The organism is Stenotrophomonas sp. Y6 (assembly GCF_022436665.1).
Lineage (GTDB): Bacteria > Pseudomonadota > Gammaproteobacteria > Xanthomonadales > Xanthomonadaceae > Stenotrophomonas > Stenotrophomonas acidaminiphila_A.
This window is the reverse complement of record NZ_JAKUKB010000026.1, coordinates 1-920: the sequence shown is the minus strand read 5'-3', so window position 1 is coordinate 920 and position 920 is coordinate 1. Positions and strand designations below refer to the sequence as shown.

Annotated in this window: 1 protein-coding gene; it reads left to right on the top strand. The window is 69.5% G+C overall.

All coding sequences use genetic code 11. From position 1 onward, the window contains the following. A partial coding sequence (locus MKP15_RS16945; protein WP_240213503.1) for a methyl-accepting chemotaxis protein occupies positions 1 to 920 on the top strand: 920 nt, incomplete at both ends.

Here is a 920-nt window from a genome sequence, read left to right as displayed (position 1 = left end):
GGCGACCTGACCCGCGACATGCCGGCGCTGCCCGGCGAGAAGGCCGAGATCACCGAGACCATGGCCACCATCAAGCGCAACCTCACCGCCATCAGTAGCGAGATCCGCCGCCTCAGCGGCGCCGCGGCCGCCGGCGATTTCAGCCAGCGCGGCGACGAGCAGCGCTTCGAGCATGATTTCCGGCAGATGGTGCACAACCTCAACGCGATGATGGAGGCCACCGACCACAGCCTGGCGCAGACCTCCAGCCTGCTGCAGGCCATCGCCCGCGGTGACCTGACCGCGCGCATGCACGGTGAGTTCCAGGGCGTGTTCGCGCGGATGCGCGACGACGCCAACGCAACCGTGGCGCAGCTGACCTCGATCGTCGGCCGCATCCAGCAGGCCGCGGCCAGCATCAACCTGGCCGCCTCGGAGATCGCCACCGGCAACAACGACCTCTCCCGGCGCACCGAACAGCAGGCCGCCAACCTGGAGGAGACCGCCGCCTCGATGGAGGAACTGACCTCCACCGTGCGCCAGAACGCCGAGCACGCGCGCCAGGCCAACCAGCTCGCCCAGGGCGCGGCCGGGGTCGCCTCGCAGGGCGGCCAGGTGGTCGGCCAGGTGGTCACCACCATGGCCGACATCGAGGCCTCCTCGAAGAAGATCGCCGACATCATCAGCGTGATCGACGGCATTGCCTTCCAGACCAATATCCTGGCGCTCAACGCCGCGGTGGAAGCCGCGCGGGCCGGCGAACAGGGCCGCGGCTTCGCCGTGGTCGCCTCGGAAGTGCGCACCCTGGCGCAGCGCTCGGCCGGCGCCGCCAAGGAGATCAAGGAACTGATCGAGAACTCGGTGGACAAGGTTTCCGAAGGCTCGGCGCTGGTCCACCAGGCCGGCAGCACCATGGGCGAGATCGTGACCTCGGTGCAGCG